The 16,895-nt window shown below is 42.9% G+C and carries 17 protein-coding genes; 8 read left to right on the plus strand and 9 right to left on the minus strand.

Features of this window, described 5'->3' with window-relative positions:
* The first annotated feature begins 117 nt into the window (after positions 1-117).
* Entirely contained in the window at positions 118-1,185 is a 1,068-nt protein-coding gene (locus NLZ44_RS22465; protein WP_493751223.1) for an amino acid ABC transporter substrate-binding protein, read from the plus strand.
* A 130-nt stretch (positions 1,186-1,315) separates the two neighbouring features.
* Positions 1,316-2,422 carry a hydrogenase formation protein HypD gene (hypD, locus tag NLZ44_RS22470; protein WP_493751224.1) on the plus strand — a complete coding sequence of 369 codons (1,107 nt, stop codon included), beginning with the start codon at positions 1,316-1,318 and terminating at the stop codon, positions 2,420-2,422.
* 347 nt (positions 2,423-2,769) lie between these two features.
* On the opposite strand, the gene NLZ44_RS22475 is transcribed toward hypD, so the two are convergent.
* On the minus strand, positions 2,770-3,210 hold the full coding sequence (locus NLZ44_RS22475) for a hypothetical protein (RefSeq protein ID WP_493751225.1): 441 nt from the start codon (positions 3,208-3,210) through the stop codon (positions 2,770-2,772).
* Position 3,211: 1 nt separating this feature from the next.
* The gene (locus NLZ44_RS22480; protein ID WP_493751226.1) at positions 3,212-3,673 is read right to left on the minus strand and encodes a hypothetical protein; all 462 of its coding nucleotides are present in this window, start codon (positions 3,671-3,673) and stop codon (positions 3,212-3,214) included.
* An 83-nt stretch (positions 3,674-3,756) separates the two neighbouring features.
* On the opposite strand from NLZ44_RS22480, the gene hypE reads away from it, so the two are divergent.
* Positions 3,757-4,803, plus strand: coding sequence for a hydrogenase expression/formation protein HypE (gene hypE, locus NLZ44_RS22485; protein ID WP_493753061.1), 1,047 nt, complete (start codon positions 3,757-3,759; stop codon positions 4,801-4,803).
* On the opposite strand, the gene NLZ44_RS22490 is transcribed toward hypE, so the two are convergent.
* Positions 4,786-5,247, minus strand: a complete 462-nt coding sequence (locus tag NLZ44_RS22490; protein ID WP_493751227.1) for a nitrate reductase associated protein — start codon at positions 5,245-5,247, stop codon at positions 4,786-4,788. The genes hypE and NLZ44_RS22490 overlap by 18 nt on opposite strands.
* Before the next feature lie 23 nt (positions 5,248-5,270).
* On the minus strand, positions 5,271-6,830 hold the full coding sequence (locus NLZ44_RS22495; RefSeq protein WP_493751228.1) for a TM0106 family RecB-like putative nuclease: 1,560 nt from the start codon (positions 6,828-6,830) through the stop codon (positions 5,271-5,273).
* Between the two features lie 127 nt (positions 6,831-6,957).
* On the opposite strand from NLZ44_RS22495, the gene NLZ44_RS22500 reads away from it, so the two are divergent.
* From NLZ44_RS22500 to NLZ44_RS22515, 4 genes are read left to right on the plus strand one after another with little or no spacing between them, the layout of a single operon-like run.
* Complete coding sequence (locus tag NLZ44_RS22500; RefSeq protein WP_193520473.1) at positions 6,958-8,133, plus strand: aminotransferase class V-fold PLP-dependent enzyme; 1,176 nt, start codon at positions 6,958-6,960, stop codon at positions 8,131-8,133.
* Positions 8,134-8,154: 21 nt separating this feature from the next.
* Positions 8,155-9,000, plus strand: a complete 846-nt coding sequence (gene yhdJ / locus NLZ44_RS22505) for an adenine-specific DNA-methyltransferase (protein ID WP_493751229.1) — start codon at positions 8,155-8,157, stop codon at positions 8,998-9,000.
* 22 nt (positions 9,001-9,022) lie between these two features.
* Complete coding sequence (locus NLZ44_RS22510; protein ID WP_493751230.1) at positions 9,023-9,721, plus strand: hypothetical protein; 699 nt, start codon at positions 9,023-9,025, stop codon at positions 9,719-9,721.
* 25 nt (positions 9,722-9,746) lie between these two features.
* A complete protein-coding gene (locus tag NLZ44_RS22515) occupies positions 9,747-10,175 on the plus strand; it encodes a type II restriction endonuclease (RefSeq protein ID WP_233497900.1) in 429 nt (142 codons plus the stop codon).
* Between the two features lie 58 nt (positions 10,176-10,233).
* Here NLZ44_RS22515 and NLZ44_RS22520 read toward each other — a convergent pair whose 3' ends face one another.
* Positions 10,234-10,950 (minus strand): phosphoribosyltransferase, encoded by a 717-nt coding sequence (locus NLZ44_RS22520; RefSeq protein WP_006621921.1) that lies wholly within the window; start codon positions 10,948-10,950, stop codon positions 10,234-10,236.
* 57 nt (positions 10,951-11,007) lie between these two features.
* On the opposite strand from NLZ44_RS22520, the gene NLZ44_RS22525 reads away from it, so the two are divergent.
* Positions 11,008-11,712, plus strand: coding sequence for a uracil-DNA glycosylase (locus tag NLZ44_RS22525; protein ID WP_006621922.1), 705 nt, complete (start codon positions 11,008-11,010; stop codon positions 11,710-11,712).
* A 416-nt stretch (positions 11,713-12,128) separates the two neighbouring features.
* Here the strand turns inward: NLZ44_RS22525 and NLZ44_RS22530 are convergent, their stop codons facing one another.
* From NLZ44_RS22530 to NLZ44_RS22545, 4 genes are all read right to left on the minus strand, one after another.
* On the minus strand, positions 12,129-13,700 hold the full coding sequence (locus NLZ44_RS22530; RefSeq protein WP_493751231.1) for a flotillin family protein: 1,572 nt from the start codon (positions 13,698-13,700) through the stop codon (positions 12,129-12,131).
* Between the two features lie 33 nt (positions 13,701-13,733).
* Positions 13,734-15,116 carry a flotillin family protein gene (locus NLZ44_RS22535; protein WP_493751232.1) on the minus strand — a complete coding sequence of 461 codons (1,383 nt, stop codon included), beginning with the start codon at positions 15,114-15,116 and terminating at the stop codon, positions 13,734-13,736.
* An 89-nt stretch (positions 15,117-15,205) separates the two neighbouring features.
* Entirely contained in the window at positions 15,206-15,814 is a 609-nt protein-coding gene (locus NLZ44_RS22540; protein WP_493751233.1) for an NfeD family protein, read from the minus strand.
* A 166-nt stretch (positions 15,815-15,980) separates the two neighbouring features.
* The gene (locus NLZ44_RS22545; RefSeq protein ID WP_493751234.1) at positions 15,981-16,838 is read right to left on the minus strand and encodes a shikimate dehydrogenase; all 858 of its coding nucleotides are present in this window, start codon (positions 16,836-16,838) and stop codon (positions 15,981-15,983) included.
* Between the last annotated feature and the right edge of the window lie 57 nt (positions 16,839-16,895).

The raw sequence follows: 16,895 nt of genomic DNA on the forward strand, positions 1-16,895 counted from the left end.
GGATGGCAAATTAATTGGGCTCTCCCTATTCTCTTAAGTCTCCCTCATAGGTGCAAACCTTAATAGTGGGTAGCTTAGTGGCGATATGTAAACCGATTCAAAGACAATTCAAAAACTATGCGTAAACGGGGTTTTCTATTATTGGTAAGTTGCTTGTCAGTCTTATCACTCACAGCTTGTGAACCCGGAGGATCTCCAGGTTCTGACGGACCAGCCGCCGGAGGCAGCGGTCAAAGTCGCCTAAATGTTGTCAAAAACCGAGGATTCCTCATTTGTGGGGTAGATGGTGGTATTCCTGGCTTCAGTTTTGTTGATCAGAGTGGCGAATACTCTGGCTTAGATGTAGATGTCTGTAAAGCCGTAGCAGCAGCCTTATTTGATGACCCTAATGCAGTTCAGTATCGGAACTTAGATTCCACAGAACGTTTTGAAGCCATGAGAGCAGGGGAAGTAGATATGCTTTCACGCAATACTACCTGGACTCTCAGCCGTGATACATCTGTAGGGATGGAATTTGCCCCTACCACATTCTATGATGGTCAGGGTATGATGGTTCGCGCAGATAGTGGAATTACCAGCTTAGAAGATTTTCAGGATCGCGCCGTCTGTGTAGAAGCGGGAACTACCACCGAACTTAATCTTACTGATAATATGCGCGAACGGGGTATCACCTTTGAGACCGTCACATTCCAACAGGCTGACCCCGCCTATGCGGCTTATGCTGAGGGTCGTTGTGAAGGTATGACCTCTGATAAATCTCAACTCCTGGCTCGTCGCAGCACTCTTCCCAACCCCAATGATCACATTATCCTGGATGTTACTATGTCTAAGGAACCCCTCGGACCTGTAACCCTCAATAATGACTCAGCTTGGTTTGATACCGTCAAATGGGTGACATTTGCTTTGTTTGAAGCCGAAGAACTAGGAATTACTCAAGCTAATGTCGAAGAAATTGCCCAAACTAGCGAGAATCCTACCATTCGCCGTTTTCTTGGGGTGGAAGGGGATTTAGGTACAGGAATGGGTTTAACTAATGATTTTGCTGCTAGGGTGATTAGGCACGTCGGAAACTACGCGGAAGTTTACGATCGCAATTTAGGTGCAGGTTCCCAGTTTAATCTTCCTCGCAATGAAAATGAGCTATGGACTAATGGGGGTTTACTCTTTTCTCCACCATTCCGTTAATGACAACAATTAGGTGAAGGGTAGGATCTTATTAGTTGAGGCGGTTTTTTTGACTACCAAAACTGATCCACCTTTCATCTATCATGGTCAAGCTGAATAACATCACAGCAGCTTATGGGGACATATCAAGATGAAATTTGTGGATGAGTATCGGGATTTGGAATTGTCCCAAAAATACGCTCAGGCGATCGCATCTATTACTAGCCAACCCTGGACAATCATGGAAATTTGTGGGGGACAAACCCACTCCATTGTTAAATATGGCATTGACAAGTTATTACCTGAACAAATTACTTTAATTCATGGCCCTGGATGTCCCGTCTGTGTGACTCCCATTCAACTAATTGATCGCGCTGTTGAAATAGCCACCCTTCCTAATACTATTCTCTGTTCCTTTGGGGATATGTTACGAGTCCCTGGAACCGAAAAAGACTTGCTTTCAGTTAAGGCTATGGGGGGAGATATTCGCATCGTTTATTCCCCTTTAGATAGTTTAAAAATTGCTCAGAATAACCCTGACAAACAGGTGGTATTTTTTGCGGTCGGCTTTGAAACTACAGCACCCGCTACAGCTATGGCGGTTTATCAAGCGAAAGAACTCTCAATTGAGAATTTTTCGATGCTGGTTTCTCATGTGTTGGTTCCTCCGGCGATCGCGGCTATTTTATCTAGTCCTAACTGTCGAGTACAGGGGTTTTTAGCGGCTGGTCATGTTTGCACAGTGATGGGATACACTGAATATGAGCCGATTGTAAAAAAATATAATATTCCCATTGTTGTGACTGGTTTTGAACCTGTGGATATTCTTCAGGGGATTTATCTATGTATTAAACAGCTAGAAGAGGGACAAGCTACATTAGAAAATCAATACACTCGTTCGGTACAAAGAGAGGGAAATAAGACGGCAAAAACCATTATATCACAAGTATTTGAAGTAGTCAATCGTCAATGGCGCGGCATAGGAGAAATTTCCGAAAGTGGTTTAGGGTTGCGATCGCCCTACGCGGAATTTGACGCAGAACATCGGTTTAATTTGTCACCGCCACAACCGGATAATTATAGCGAATGTATTAGCGGTGAAATTATGCAGGGAATCAAAAAACCCCATCAGTGTCCCGCCTTTGGAAGCCGCTGTAAACCAGAACATCCTCTCGGTGCGCCCATGGTTTCTTCGGAAGGCGCTTGCGCCGCCTATTATCGTTACCGTCACCATGGAGAAACCGAGTTATTACAGTAGGGTGCGTCAGACACCAGAAACCATCAGAAAAACACGATAATTTATTTCTGACGCACCAGAATACTTGTTCGGAAATAGCTTAAAATATTACCCTCACCCTCAATCAGAATTAATTAATAATTAATAATTAATAATTAATTATTGTAGGGGCGGGTTCTGCTGTCAATTCTCAATTCCCCACGACGATATTAATAAACCCGCCCTACCCCACGGGGGAATTACTTGGAAAGGTATTAGATTATTAGACCAATTATATAGTAGGGTGCGTCAGACAGGGAAAACCAGGAGAAAAACCCGATAATTGATGACTGACGCACCAGACCAATTATAAAGTGAGGATTAAAATTTTAATTGATAGGTAAAATGTCTATCAGGTGTTCCCCTGGAAATAAGTCAATGCCTAAAGCTGATTTGATTAAATATAGCACCAGAAATATGATAGCACTAATCATCAGGTTTAAGCCGATGAGCAATAAGGAAGCGGCTATGATATTAGCAATTTTATTAGCTTGAGTAAAGAAAGGCGATCGCTTTTTTTGTCGGCGTTCTTTACCCACGAAAACCACCACATAAAACCGATCTATAATCAAATCGACAGTAAATCTCAGATCGACAATTTTCGGGGAAGGTTTGGGTATAGCTGCATCTAAAGTTTGGCGAATTTCCGCCAGTTGTTGTGGGTTAAAACTTGCCAAGACTTCGGGGTTCATTTTTTGTAAATAGTCATCAGGATTTGGGGGTTTAATCCGAGGTAAATTTCTCTGATATTGTTGAGATTTCCTATTCATATTAAATCATCCAACCTAAGCGAAAAATTACCGAACCGACCAGGAAAGCGAACACCGGGATACCCAGCAGTATATAAAAAAGGCGATCGTCATTTAAACCCACCGTAGATAGGATAGTGCGACCCCATGCTAAAGCCATAATTAGCAGTATAGAAAAAGCCCATAATCCCATTAAAATCATCGCCCAAAGGGGTGCATTTTGGAATGGTAAATCTGGCAGCCACACCGTTGGCCATGTCTTGAGAATAGTGCCAATAAACATAACCAAAACTAGCCAAGCATTCGCCAAAACAATAGCTTCTTCCCCGACCTTAGCCAAATGTAGGATAACCGCGAAAGTGATTAACCACACCAACCAGGGAACCTGAAACGCCGCCAGGAACCACCCAGCCACAGTATAGCCCAAAAATAAAGTGATAGTATAGATCCAAAATCGGGGATAGCTGTAAAATTTATCAGCCACAGTGTCTTTAACAGTTATCAAAGATATTGTATATTATACAAGAACATCTGAGAAACAGCAAATTTGAGCCAATTAATCAACCCATGGAAAGCAACCCCGACTTTAATTTAACCTGTCCTATTCCCATTGAAAACTATCCCCAAGTTTTATTAGCCCACGGTGGTGGTGGACGATTAATGAATCAATTAATTGAGCAAATGTTTCGTCCCGCATTCGGCACATCATCAGATAGTCCTCATGATGCCACCACCCTAACTTTAACCGGAAAAAAAATCGCCATGACCACAGATTCATACGTGGTTAATCCCCTATTTTTTCCAGGGGGAGATATCGGTTCAATGGCAATTTATGGAACTGTGAATGATTTAGCTATGGCGGGGGCGCGTCCTTTATATCTTAGCGTGGGATTTATCCTCGAAGAAGGACTACCCATGACCACTTTATGGCAAATCATTCAAAGGATGCAAATGGCAGCTAAACGGGCTGATATTCAGATTGTTACCGGGGACACCAAAGTAGTAGATCGCGGCAAGGGAGATGGCATATTTATTAATACAGCGGGAATTGGAATTATTGAACATGAATTAAGGATTTGTCCTGAGTCTGTCCAGCCAGGTGATATTATCTTAGTTAGTGGTGATTTAGGTCGTCATGGTATTGCTATTATGGCAGTGCGTGAAGGGTTGGAATTTGAAACAACAATTGAAAGTGATTCTGCACCAGTGGCTGACCTGGTTTTAGAATTATTAAATGCGGGGGTAGAAATTCACTGTTTGCGGGATTTAACTAGAGGTGGTTTAGCTAGTGCTTTACATGAAATAGCGACAGCCAGTAACTTACAAATGGAAATAGACGAGAATCAACTACCCATCCGGGAAGATGTCCAAGGAGCCTGTGAAATTCTGGGTTTTGACCCTATTTATGTGGCGAATGAAGGTCGTTTTGTGGCTTTTATACCTGCTAAGGATGTTGAAAAAACCTGCTCAATTTTAACTGCAAAAAATCCCCAAGCGTCTGTGATTGGTCAAGTTCAAGACAAAGCTGGGGGATTAGTGACTATGCGAAGTAAAATCGGCTCTACTCGCATGATTGACTTACTCAGTGGGGAACAACTACCCCGCATCTGTTAAGTTAAACTCTTTCATGGCTGGAATAAAGTTGGCGTTTTCATGGTTAGAACGACTGAGTTTAATCAATGCAAAACGCTGGATAGGTGTGAGTTTTTCCCACTGTTCTACAGAAATTTGTAAATTGGTTTCGGCGGCTTTATTTTGGACGATTTCCGGAACCTGAGTAGCATCTAACCAAGGTGGCTGTGAATCAACTGGCAAATCTTTTAGGGGTATATCTGTATATTTACTCGCTAAATCTTGCAGTAAATTACGATAGGTATTAATATCGTTTTGGGTTTCGGTCGGGTGTTGTATTAATTGTTGACGCACCGACAGGGGAAATTGATTCCAGTGGGCTAGTTTTAATTTAATCCCACAGGTATCGAGTTTGTAGCGAACCGCCATAGGAATACAGCGTAGGGAAGAGACAAAATCATCCTCAAATTTAAACAAGTGACTCATTATTTACCTATTACAAAGTTGACCTACAAAAAATTGACTTCTGCGCCAACAGATTGACTGTGGATAAAATCGGCTAACCACCGTCTAACGTGATAGGTAGCACGACAATCATCTTCATTATAACGAACGATCGCATCTAATAAACTGCGATCGCCTGTTTTTAACCATTCCTCATACCAACAAACACATTGCGCGCCATTAGCCTTAGCATCTCGCCACTCAAAACCCATCCAGCGTGCGATCGATTTTAAGGCGTAGCTTTCCACAGGTAATGTGACGGTTTCTACAATTTGATAATGAACATCAACTAAGCGTTTAATCAAAGGTCGCCACAAATAAGATGGAGTCTGATACAGTTTAGCCAAACGGCTAATAGTTTTGGCTTCATAGTCGCAAAAGTGGAAAATTGGCGCAATGGGATATCGCCACACGAGGGTTAAAAAATGCTCCCAGGCTATTTGTTCATCGGCGGTAGTTTCGGCTAATAAGGGATAGAATTTTTCCCTTTGCGATCGCCTATCAACTACCAACACACCATGAAGATAATCTAAGTTGAGATCCGGCTGTGCTTCAATATCAAAATATAGTTCTACAGGTGCTTGTAACCAAAAGGGATCGGGTAGATATTTCTTGCTGCCATTTTTCGATGATTTAATATTAGTAATATCATCAATATCTTGCTTGAGAATAGCTTGATTTTTCCAGACAGATTCAGCCTGCCTAATTACTTGTACAGCGACACCATCATCAAACTCTGGATAAGTTTGGAGGATTTCGGGTTGAGTTTGTGCTAGAGACTCAACACTGGTCAAATTTAAACTATTAAGACGAGTTTGACGAATGGGGGTAATTCCTGGTAATAAACAGAGATTTTTTTGGGATTTAGCAATATCATGACAGTTAGTATACCATTGACATAGGCTGCATTTTTGGCGACTGATAAAAATCTCCGGTTCCTGAGAGTTTTGGATCAGAGTCAGATAATCCTGGACAATTTCCCGCATTTGAGGAAGTCGCTGTTTGAGGTCTACGGAATAAGCACCGCGATCGCGTAATAGTAGCACCACTTCTTCTGGCATTACCCCTTGAATCGCCGCCAATATTTCCCCATGAAATACGGCTACAATTTGATAATCAAGTTTCGGACGTTTTCCTAGGCGGATATCTTGGGGAATATACAGCCAATCACCAAACTGGGAAGCCCCAGGTTTTTTGACTAGCAAATCTGGGCGACTGAGATAACTTACCTGTTCAGGAAGTTGGTCAAAAAAGGAGCGATCGCCATAAGCAGAATCGGAGGAATGGCTATGATATAATAACACCCCACGGTAAATATAATCTACTCCCTGCCGCATCAATTCTAGGGTAGCTTGCATTCCGGCTTCCCAGTCTTGTGGGGGATATTTAGGCTGTGAATAAATGCGATCGGCAATGATAGTTTTTCGATAGGTGACGCTATCAGCTATCAATTTGAGGAGAAAGTCGCTAGGGGGTTCTTTCAGGGTGCGATCGCCGTAGACATCTAAAAAGGCCCGTCGATCGCAACGTTGGTAAAATAAAAGCTGTTGATCTTCGATCAGCATTAATATTGTTGAGGATGGGCAAGGTAAATTTATGATTATAGGCTATGGTAGCACCAATTCTGATGTAGATGGGTTAGTTGTTGAAAATTCGTGGTAAAAGTGGATCATAAGGCGATATCTGATACCCATGAACAAGTCATTAGAAACCCACCGACAACATTTTCCAGCTTTGGAGAATAAGGCATATTTTAACTATGGGGGACAGGGACCCTTGCCACAAGTCTCGATGGATAAGATTATCAAATCCTATCAGTTTGTCCAGGAGTGTGGTCCTTTTTCCCAAAAGGTAAATAGCTGGGTTCAGCAGGAGTTAGGCTTAACACGGGAGGCGATCGCCTCTGAGTTAGGGGTACAATCTGCAACTATTACCCTGACGGAAGATGTGACCGTAGGCTGTAATATTGCCCTATGGGGGATTGATTGGCAACGGGGAGATCATCTGTTAATCTCGGATTGTGAACACCCTGGGGTAGTGGCTACGGTGGGGGAATTGGTGCGGCGGTTTCAGATAGAGGTATCTGTCTGTCCCCTGTTAGAGACTTTAAATGAGGGTGATCCGGTAGAGGCGATCGCATCTCGAATCAAATCCAACACTCGCCTGGTAGTAATTAGTCATATCTTATGGAATACAGGACAGGTTTTGCCTCTCACCGCGATTATGCAAGCCTGTAAAGCCGCTTCAGGAGGGGTTAGGGTATTGGTGGATGCGGCGCAGTCTGTAGGGGTTCTGCCGTTAAATTTAGCGGAATCTGGAGTAGATTTTTATGGTTTTACGGGTCATAAATGGTTATGTGGTCCAGAGGGTTTAGGGGGTTTATATGTCAGTCCTGATGCTGTATCAGATCTGAGTCCTACTTTTATCGGGTGGCGGGGTATTGAAGTTGACGAAAGGGGAACACCGACTAATTGGAAATCTGACGGAAGACGCTATGAAATAGCCACCTCAGCTTATCCTTTGATGGTGGGTTTACGAGAGGCGATCGCTATTCATAACCAATGGGGAACTGCCACCGAACGTTATCAACAAATTTGTAATCTTAGTCAATACCTATGGGAACGTTTATCAGAACTTCCCCAAATTGATTGTTTACGCACTTCTCCACCAGAATCGGGTTTAGTATCATTTAAAGTTACCCAAAGTCTCCCCCACCCACAGATAGTCAGAGCCTTAGAATCGGAAAATATTTTAGTGCGAACTATCCTCGACCCCGACTGTATTCGCGCCTGCGTTCATTATTTCACTCAGCCATCAGAAATTGATGAACTGATTACTTGTCTGGCTAAAATATCGGGTGGCGGCTAATTTTAAAGGCGATATATCCTTATGTTTCAACGGTATCAAGATGATAGAAATACTATATTTCATGGAGATGCAATTCAGATTTTATCTAGTCAAATTGCAGCTAATTCTGTGAATCTGATTTTTGCAGATCCTCCCTACAATATAGGGAAGAAATTTTCCAAGTTTCATGACCAATGGAATTCCGAAGAAGATTATATCAATTGGTCATATCAATGGCTTGATGAATGTGTCAGGGTATTGAAACCTAACGGAACATTATATGTAATGACCAGCACTCAATCTATGCCATACTTTGATATTTACTTGCGGAAAAAAATGTCAATTCTTAGTCGTATTGTCTGGCATTATGATAGTTCTGGAGTGCAAGCAAAGAAATATTTTGGGTCTATGTATGAACCCATACTTCATTGCGTGAAAGACCAGAAAAATTATATTTTCAATTCAGCCGATATTAAAGTGGAAGCCAAGACTGGCGCACAACGTAAATTAATTGATTATAGAAAACCAGTACCTACTCAATACAACAGTGAAAAAGTGCCTGGTAATGTCTGGTATTTTCCCCGTGTAAGGTATCGCATGGCAGAATATGAAAATCATCCAGCACAGAAACCAGAATCATTGTTAGAAAGAATTATTCTAGCAAGTACCAACACACATGATTTGGTACTTGATCCCTTTGCTGGAACTTTTACCACTGCGGCTGTAGCTAAACGCTTAGGACGAATTTCTATGAGTATAGAATCTCAAGAAGAATATCTTAAAATTGGTCTAAGGCGGGTTTTAGGATGGCAAGAATACCAAGGAGAAAAGCTACTGCCACCACCGAAAAATCAGACTAAAAAAAATACCAATTGTCCCCAAAATTAATTCATTCAACCCAGTATTTTTGATGCCGATACTACAGCATGAATTCACTCTAAAGATTATCGAAATTCTCAATTCTCATTTTCCCAATCAGGGAGAGCAAGTTTTGATAAATAGTGAGTTATTGCAATATCTCAATCTTAAAACCAAAGCTGCTAATCGAGGTTCTAAATCACGGGCTGGATTTGCTAACCACTATGCTATCTATGTATTAGTTGAAGACTATCTCAATAATAAATTTCACATTAGAGGTGGCTATGATGATTATGAAGGGGCTCAGTTTATTAATCTTTTACAGAGACAAAGACAACTTCCCTTTGGGAATAAACTGCAAAATCATGCCCTGAATCATCGACTAAATCAGGAGTTTAAAAAATACTTCCCCACTTTATCTTATGTACCGGTAATTAGAGATACAAAAACTAATAGATACTGGATAAATGAAAATCTGCTTCAGGTTTCTATCAATGGTAATCAAATCAACATTGCTGAGGCAATCATAGATATTATAGATGCTTTTGTGATAGCCAGAAGACAGTCTTTTAATCAGTTTATTATCTATTGTAAACAGATGATTGAGATTCATAACCAAGAACCTTTACAAGCTATTGAGTTTATTCGCAGTTTGTTAAACAAGGATGTAGATGCCAGAGTGTTTGAAATTGTGAGTTATGCGATTTTAAAACAGTATTACGGAGAGCAAAAAATCTACTGGGTCTCCTAATAGTCTAAATACTGAATACTTAATTTTGTATAAAACTGGTAGAACTAATGCGAATGATGGTGGTATAGATTTTGTGATGAAACCCCTAGGTAAATTCTTCCAAGTGACAGAAACTATTGATGCTGGTAAATATTTCTTAGATATCGATAAAGTACAGAGATACCCTATTACCTTTGTTGTGAAAACTGAACAGCCACCGGAGGAAGTTTTAGATCAAGTTAAGAAACAAGCTACAGCTAAATATCATATAAAAGCTATTGTTCAAAGATATTTAGAGTCTATAGAAGAAGTCATCAATATCCCCGAACTGATGCACCGTTTTGATGCAGTTTTAACACAAGGAAAAGCACCAGATGTAATTGATGAAATAGTTATACAAAGTCGTATTGAGTTTCACCTGGAAACTGAGGAAAATGATCTGATTAATTATCAAGATGAGGGTAGACTAATTTAATCAAGTAGCTGGGTAAAAACTTTGAGATGATGATAATTATTGCCTCCCATATCAAAATCTAAGATAACCATTCTGTTTGCTGCTGGAGACAGGCGATCGCTATAGTAGTTTCCACCTGGTCAAATTCCTGATAAAAACGGCTAACACTCAGGAAAACTTCTGGTGTGGCTAGGATAATTAGTCGATCGCATAACTGTTGTAAAGAATTGACTAACTCGATAGGTGCGAGGGGAACACAAATCCAAATAGCGCCGGGTTTTTGCGATCGCAAAGCCTTAATCGCCGCTACCATAGTCATACCCGTAGCAATACCATCATCAACTACTATAATTAAATTATCCTTAACCGAATTAGAAGGACAATAGGTGGCGAATTCCTGCCATTGACTATAGGCTTTTTCTTGTGCGTCACGCAGAATAGAATGGCTTTCCCAAAACTGGCTAGGACGACGGTTAGACCAAATCACATAACCATCAGCAGTAACAGCCCCTAATGCTAACTCGGGATTATCTGGCTGGGTGATTTTTTTAGCCACAATTACACTGAGGGGACAAGCCAAACGGCGGGCTATCGGTTCAGCCACGGGTAAACCCCCCCTCGGTAAAGCATACACCAACGGACTCATAGCCCCAGGGGAGTCGGTGGTAATCTTATCAATAACTACCTGAGCTAGTTCCTCCCCGGCATGAGTGCGATCGCGAAATAGTGGGTTAGGGAACATAATCGGTTCATCCTTAGCAGTCCCGTTAGATATATAATGACTGGTGTGGCTCATAGTTGCAACTATCCCAGTTCAGCATATACCAGGATTTGAACTTTTACTTAGAAATTCATGTCTAACCAAGACCAACAACTCAGCCTTTTCGATATTCCTAGTCTTAATCAAGACCCTGAGTCCGTAGATTTTGACCTAGAAGAAATTCCCAAAAATGCTCATACTCCCATACCGCCGGGAACCTATCAAACTCTTGCACAAATTGCTGATCATTGTAATAGGTGCTCGCGCTGTCAACTTGGAAAAAACCGCACTCATGCTGTGATTGGTCGTGGTAACCCCACCGCCCCCATTATGATTATCGGAGAAGCACCAGGACAACATGAAGATGAACAAGGTCTTCCTTTTGTGGGTAGATCTGGACAGCTTCTTGATAAGATTTTAGACTCCGTAGGACTTAGTACAGATACCGAAGTTTATATTTCTAATGCTATCCGCTGTCGTCCCCCGGAAAATCGCACCCCAACCGCTTCAGAACTCCAAGCCTGTAAGCCTTATCTATTAGAACAAATCCGCCTCATTAATCCTCAAATTATCCTCCTCACGGGGGCGACTGCAGTTAAGTCTCTTCTAGGAGATAAACGCCCGATTACTAAAATTCGCGGTCAGTGGTTTCAGTGGGAAGGTCGTCAATGTATGCCGATTTTTCACCCCGCATACCTACTCAGAAATTCCTCCCGAGATGTTGGTAAACCTAAATGGTTAATGTGGCAGGATATGCAAGCAGTACGTCAGAGGTTAAATGAGATCCAATCACATTAATTTGAATATAAACCTCCCCACACCTACACCCTCTATTAATTGTTCTCAAATCGGAAAATTACATAAATTTTGCTAATTTATACGGCTAGATAAATTTGATTTTTAAAATATTGTTAAGAATTGATACAATTTTAGGGCAAATACCTCGCCAAAAGTTGACGAGATTATGGGGGTTATGCTATGCTCTAGGAAATCGCACCCAAGGGGTTACTTTGTCTATTTGCCAAAATAAAGGCTACAACCCTGATTATGTGGCGGTTATAATTATTATCTGAGCAAAAAATAAAACTGGCGATGCACGAGTTTTGGGGTTGAAAGCGGGGTCGATTTTTAGACCTATTGACAAAAACGCCATTTTGTGCATAGACCGATCCAGAGACAGATCCCCCACCCTAGAGGAGAGGGGGGAATAGAATCTAATCCTGTTCTAGCCACATTTGCAGCATAGCGGTAGGGATGTAGATAGTAGGGTGATTAAACATATTTCGGATCGCCTGAGTTCCCTGAGACTTGAAAACCATCTGTAAACGACGCTTGAAGTTAGGATACTGTCGCAAAGCCTGAGCGATCGCCTCTTCAGCCTCAGCATTATTCTTAGTATTTTGTGCGACATGATCAAGTAGTTGTTTAACCTCGGTCTGTAGGCTTTGTGTAGTATCTTCTGGCTTAGGTGCAGCGCCATTAGTGCGGCGTACAGCTTGACCATTAGTGCGGGAAGATTTGAGATTTTTAGCTGTTGAAGCAGGTTGAGGTTGAGAAGAACCGCCGCCCCAATTTTGGACAGCCGCCGCCACATCAATACCGGTAGTTTGGCGCAACTCTTCCAAAAACGCCGCCATTTTAGAAGCTGTATTCCCCTTATTAGCATCAACAATAGTAGCACTATCAACAGTAATTTCAGGAACAGTAGAAGCCATAGTTTTTAGTAAGACTTCCAACTTCTGATAAAGGAAAATTTCCCTAGCATTAGGACCGGCTGCTTTCCAGGACTCAGCCAGCCGTCGTGTACCTTCAGCTTGAGCTTTCCCATCTTCAATAATTTGGGCAGCATCCCCACGCGCCCTAGCGATCGCCTTTTTACATTCCGCTTCTGCTGGTGCGACCACATCAGCTTGTAGTTGCTGTTCTACCTGCTTAATCCTTTCTTTTTGAACAGAGACCTCAGCCTGAGTCCTAGCGACCTCAGCGGCTGTTTCCGACTCCGACTCTGCGACCACCGCCGCCCGTTTAGTCATAGCATCAGCCACCCGGCGTTCAGCTTCCGCCTTAGATACCTCTACCTCAGTTTCCAACTTTTTCAACTGAGTCATTTTATGATTTTCCGCAGTACGGATAGCAGCATCAGCCTTAGCTTGTGCTTCAGCAACACGAGAATCTCTAAACAATTCCGCCCGTTGTTGTCGTCCAATCGAGTCAAGATACCCCACCTCATCGGAAATATTTTGAATTTGGAGAGTATCCAAAATCAACCCCAGTTGTTGTAAATCATCTTCAGCTTCTTCGAGGAGACTTTTAGCAAAAGCCAATTTATCCCCATTGACCTGTTCAGGGGTAAGACTTGCTAAGACCCCGCGCAGGTTTCCTTCCAGGGTATCTTTAGCAATGCGTTCAATTTCCTGGCGAGTTTTCCCCAATAAACGCTCGATCGCATTATGAATTGTGGGTTCTTCCCCAGCAATTTTAATATTCGCCACCCCATCAACCTGTAAAGGAATGCCTCCTTTCGAGTAAGCATTAGCCACCTTTAACTCAATAATCATATTGGTTAAATCCATGTGAAAGGCTTGTTCTAACAGGGGTGTGCGAATGCTGCTACCACCTTTCACCAGGCGATATCCCACAGTGCGATCATTTTCTGTTGAGCGACGACTACCCGCAAAAATCAACACTTCGCTAGGCTGACAAATATAGTAGAGATTGCGGATAATAAATACAGTGGCTCCGGTTCCTAAACCTAGGGCTGCTAATAAAGCGATGATAATTTCCATAATTCCTATACCTGTGTTGAGCTGCCATGAAATTTACTGATTGTTATTTAATGTCTGGTTGTTATGTTTCCCCAAAGTCCTAGATACATTAATTCCCAAAGTGCGATCGACACTTTCGAGGAATTGACGGAAAATTTCGGGATAGGCGCGAACCAAACCAGCGATCGCTTCTCCGTCTCCACTATCAATCACATTGACATATTCCAGACCAACCCGGCGGGGAATTTGGGCAGCTTCCCGCAATACCATCTCGATTTGTTGTAAGTAAAACAGCTCCGATGCGTCGTCGCCCATTTCCTGCCAAACTGCGTTAATCAGGTCGTTTACTTCCGCCGCCGCGCGGGCATTTTCCGCTAAAGCGGCCGCATTACCTCTGGCTTGCAGTTCCCTAGCTTGTCGTTCCGCGTCCGCAGGTAGGACGGTATCAGCTTCGAGTCGTAACCTTTCCAACTCAGCGCGGACAGTTTGCAGGAGTTGTTCAGCCCTAGCGCGGGCTTCTTTCCCAGCAGCGATGGTGCGTTCTTCTTCGGACCTAGCTTGCTGTTCAAGTTCGGCGCGAATTTTCCGCAGTTCGTTTTCTTTCTTTTGGACAAAGGTTCTGGCTTGACTTAGGGCGACTTCCGATTGGCGGCGACAGTCGGCTTCTACCTGTTCAGCTTCAGCGACAGCATTAGATTCGGCAATTTCGGCATCTCTGGCAATGAGAGCAATTTCGCGCCGACCGATGGAGTTAAGATAATCGACATCATCAGAGACACTCTGAATTTTGAGGGTGTCTAATTGTAATCCTAATCTGGCTAAATCCCTGGAAACATCCTCAGCGATATGTTCAGCGAACCGTAGGCGGTCTTCGTTAAGCTGTTCGGGGGTGAGGGTGCTAACAACTCCCCGCAGGTTTCCTTCTAGGGTTTCGCGAGCAACGCGGGCAATTTCGGAGCGATCGCGGTCTAAAAATCTTTCGATCGCATTTCCGACGACTTCAGGATCGTTGGAGATTTTCACATTGGCGATCGCTTGAATATTTAGGGGTGTTCCCCCTTTGGAGTAGGCGTTTTTGACTTCAACGGGAACTGGCATTGTCCGCAAGTCCATGGTTTTGACGGTTTCCAGAATGGGAATACAAATAGCCCGTCCACCAAAAATCACCCGATAACCTACCTCCCGTCCGTCTTTGGTACGATGTTTGCGACCAGACAAAATCAGGACCTCACTGGGTTTGCAAATCTGCATAAAGACATTGAGAAACCAGATTAAAACCAATACTCCAAAAATTGATAGGGCTATGGGTAGGGCAGTTATAATCTGATCACTTAGCTGATTTGTGTTTCTTCCTTGAGTCGGAATTTGTGCCTGGGCTACCAAGACGACTATTTCTTGGTTCTGTGTGTCTAAAGATGCAACAAATTTCTGATTCATAGTTTTTCCCCCAAAAGGGTTTGAGCAAACATTTAAAAGGTGAAATGTCGGGTCATCCTATCCGCTTACCCTGACGTTGGACTTGTCGATTATGCTTCTGAGACTCCGAAGGATGCTTCTGATACCACCAAAAGTTTATTTTTCTCCATTCCTACCACAAAAACGCGATCGCCCTGGGAAAATTCCTGATTTTCTTCAGTAATTGCGCTCAAATACAGCACGGACCCTCCGGCGCTGAGGCGTACTTTTCCACGACTGTCTCTATTAAAGGGAATTTCCACGATGGCGGATAGACCAATGAAATCATGGGATTGAACTAAACTGTTGGCTTGTTGCGATCGCAGAATATCAAAGACCCACACGACAGCAGTTCCGCAGGACACCCCAATAGCGATCGCTGCTGTAGCCACAAAAGCCGGGGTTAAGTCGGGGTTCAAAACTGACATAATTGTTCCGGTCAACCCAAAAAAGCACACCCCAAAAGTCCAGAAGCGCACACTCCCAAAAGGCAGCCTTAACCGGAGAGTTTTTCTTTTGGATCTATGGCTGGGCTGGTTTTCGGTATCATCTCTGCGATGTTCTAATTCTACATCGCTATCAAATTCGCCCTCAAACTCTACACCGTCTAATCCCTCCACAGCGGCTAATATGACACATACTCCACCCACCGTTAGACAGACAATATATAGGGTTATCATAATTTCGTCCCCAGGGTATTGATGCTTAATATGTAAATTGTACCTAAAAATACTTGCTAGGGTCTTAGTCTGTCGGTACTAATGCACCATTCCCCAGGGGCGGGTTCCCAAAAACAGTCCTGGGGAATTGACAATTAACAGCCGACCCGTCCCCTACCATTATAGCTCAATTATCGATGATTAAAGATTGACGCATTACTGAGATCGGGATGGGTTGTTGTAGCCAAATTTCCAGGGCGGCGGCTCCTTGTTGAATCAGCATTTCTAAGCCATCGATCGCCACAGCACCTTGATTTTTAGCCAGTTGTAAAAAGCGGGTAGGGCGGGGAGTGTAAATCAAATCGTAGGCGATCGCCCCAGATTTTAAACCCTCAAAATTTTCGGCATCTACCGGAGAGCGATCGATATGGGGAGACATTCCCACCGGGGTAGTATTTACCAATAAATCTGCTTGTTTAATTAAGGGGTTTAATTCCTGCCAATCATGAATCTTCACCTTAATAGGAAGGGGAGAATGTAGCCAACTTTGCCTCAATTCTTCTAACTTTTGGGGGTTTCTGCCGACGATATGAATTTCTGCCATTCCCAATTCAGCACAACCAGCGACTACGGCCCTAGACGCGCCGCCATTACCTAAAATTACGGCGATTTTTTCATGCCAATTGCAGCAGTTTAAATCCTTGAGAGGAGCCAAGAAACCCGCTACATCTGTATTAGTACCACTCCAACCTTTATCACTGTACCAAACGGTATTAACTGCCCCTACTGCTGTGGCTAATTTAGACACATTATCTAGTAGGGGAATAATGGCTTGTTTGTGGGGAATGGTGAGATTAAATCCCTGAACACCGATAGCTTGAAAGCCTCGATAAGCTGATGCTAACTGGTCAGGAGCCACTGGAAAGGGTACATAGACATAATCAACGCCGAGATGAGCGATCGCGGCGTTGTGCATAATTGGGGACATAGAATGTTCCACAGGATAGCCAACAATTCCTAATAGTTTGGTTGTCCCTTTAATCATCAAAGTTTACCGGTATTGACATCGGTAACATTTTACGATAAAATTGGTGTACAGCCC

Source organism: Arthrospira sp. PCC 9901, from assembly GCF_059013425.1.

Coding starts and splice junctions, on each gene's coding strand:
- NLZ44_RS22540 (WP_493751233.1), bottom strand. CDS start 15,814: ATGATAACCCTATATATTGTCTGTCTAACGGTGGGTGGAGTATGTGTC.
- hypD (WP_493751224.1), top strand. CDS start 1,316: ATGAAATTTGTGGATGAGTATCGGGATTTGGAATTGTCCCAAAAATAC.
- NLZ44_RS22495 (WP_493751228.1), bottom strand. CDS start 6,830: ATGCTGATCGAAGATCAACAGCTTTTATTTTACCAACGTTGCGATCGA.
- NLZ44_RS22490 (WP_493751227.1), bottom strand. CDS start 5,247: ATGAGTCACTTGTTTAAATTTGAGGATGATTTTGTCTCTTCCCTACGC.
- NLZ44_RS22520 (WP_006621921.1), bottom strand. CDS start 10,950: ATGAGCCACACCAGTCATTATATATCTAACGGGACTGCTAAGGATGAA.
- NLZ44_RS22465 (WP_493751223.1), top strand. CDS start 118: ATGCGTAAACGGGGTTTTCTATTATTGGTAAGTTGCTTGTCAGTCTTA.
- NLZ44_RS22525 (WP_006621922.1), top strand. CDS start 11,008: ATGTCTAACCAAGACCAACAACTCAGCCTTTTCGATATTCCTAGTCTT.
- NLZ44_RS22500 (WP_193520473.1), top strand. CDS start 6,958: ATGAACAAGTCATTAGAAACCCACCGACAACATTTTCCAGCTTTGGAG.
- NLZ44_RS22475 (WP_493751225.1), bottom strand. CDS start 3,210: ATGAATAGGAAATCTCAACAATATCAGAGAAATTTACCTCGGATTAAA.
- NLZ44_RS22535 (WP_493751232.1), bottom strand. CDS start 15,116: ATGAATCAGAAATTTGTTGCATCTTTAGACACACAGAACCAAGAAATA.
- yhdJ (WP_493751229.1), top strand. CDS start 8,155: ATGTTTCAACGGTATCAAGATGATAGAAATACTATATTTCATGGAGAT.
- NLZ44_RS22545 (WP_493751234.1), bottom strand. CDS start 16,838: ATGATTAAAGGGACAACCAAACTATTAGGAATTGTTGGCTATCCTGTG.
- NLZ44_RS22530 (WP_493751231.1), bottom strand. CDS start 13,700: ATGGAAATTATCATCGCTTTATTAGCAGCCCTAGGTTTAGGAACCGGA.
- hypE (WP_493753061.1), top strand. CDS start 3,757: ATGGAAAGCAACCCCGACTTTAATTTAACCTGTCCTATTCCCATTGAA.
- NLZ44_RS22510 (WP_493751230.1), top strand. CDS start 9,023: ATGCCGATACTACAGCATGAATTCACTCTAAAGATTATCGAAATTCTC.